Annotated in this window: 1 protein-coding gene; it reads right to left on the bottom strand. The window is 63.7% G+C overall.

Annotated elements, in window-relative coordinates; translation table 11 throughout:
* The coding region (locus AB1467_07510; GenBank protein MEW6296101.1) for an IS256 family transposase at positions 1-1,246 on the bottom strand (1,246 nt) is incomplete at its 3' end.
* Positions 1,247-1,322: the final 76 nt, after the last annotated feature.

Raw genomic sequence — 1,322 nt, 5'->3', positions numbered from 1 at the left:
TCAGTTCTCGTTGCAAGGCGTCCCGCAGTGTTCTGAGATGCCGGTATCCGCGCACGGTGCGCAGCCGTGGTTCGATGTCCAACAGTGCCGCCGCCAGCCAGCGCTGCCGCTGGTTCGAGTTCTTCCAGCAGTCCACCTTGGCGCAGCGATCCTCGATCAGACCATTGATGTTCTCCAGGCAGTTGGTCGTCTTGAACGAACGGCCCAATTGCGCGAAGACCCCGAGACGATGCAACGTCAGGACCTCGTCGAACCCCTCCCGCAGACTGGCCGCCGCCGATTGATTGATGGTGTCCAGTTCGGCAATGAGACGCTCGAGAGCGGCTTTGGCCTCGGCGTAGGTGGGCCGGTCCATCGCCTTCTGCAAGCGCCGCCGCCACGCCGCCTGATCCCGCAGCGGCAGATGGCTGACCACGTTCTCCCGCTTGTGCCACATGCACCGTTGCACCAACGCCCGTTTCGCGAACACCTTGCGCACCGCCGCGCGCAACCCCTTCCCGCCATCGATGATCACCAGGATGCCCTGCGCGATGTCCAGACCACGATCCAACAAGGAGCGCAAGAATCCGGACAACACCGTCTGATTCTCCGTGTCGGTCTCGACAAAACCCAGGATCCGCTTCTCCCCCCTCATCGTGATGCCCAGCGCGATCACCATCGTGGCGTCGGCAAATACCTTCCCGTCCAGGAACAGCGCCACATAGTCCTCGTCCGACAACTCCCGCTCCTGGAAGGCCTTCAGTTGCGCCGCCGAGGCGGCCACAAATTCCCGCGACACCGAGGAGCGCGATAATCCCATCGCCCCGGGCACGGCCCGCGCCGCTTTCCCGTAGTTGCCGCACGAGATGCCATACAGCACCCGACGCAACAACCGCTCGTCAACCTCCCCATCGCCATCGTGCAAGCGGCCGTAACTGGCCAGAGGAATCTCACCCTCCGCCCCGCGCACCCGCGGCACGGCAATCGGCAGCTTTTGCCCAGCGAGCTTCACGCTGCCGGGATTGTGGCCATAGCGACGACCGGCCTGCGCCTCCGTCTTGCGCGCATGACGCTCTCCGGCCAACTGCTGCACCTCCGCCTGCAACGTCTCCTGCACGTGCAGAAGTCCCAAGGGAATCAACTCCTGGATCAACGCCACCTTCGTGTCCAGATCCGCGTCCTCGTACGCCGCGCGGTCCAGCACCGCCATCGGCGAAAACCGCCTTTGCCCCTTGCGGCGGACCGCCCGCATCCCCATCTTGTTCATCGAATGGCTCCTCCTTTCGGGGTTTCTCGAACTCGGCTAAGCTCAAGAAACCACACGGGTTGGAGCCGTTCAACTT

It is taken from the genome of Candidatus Diapherotrites archaeon (assembly GCA_040755695.1).
In the GTDB taxonomy this organism is placed as follows: Archaea; Iainarchaeota; Iainarchaeia; order Iainarchaeales; family 1-14-0-10-31-34; genus JBFMAK01.
The sequence above is the reverse complement of the archived record's forward strand: the minus strand, read 5'-3'. Positions and strand labels throughout refer to the sequence as shown.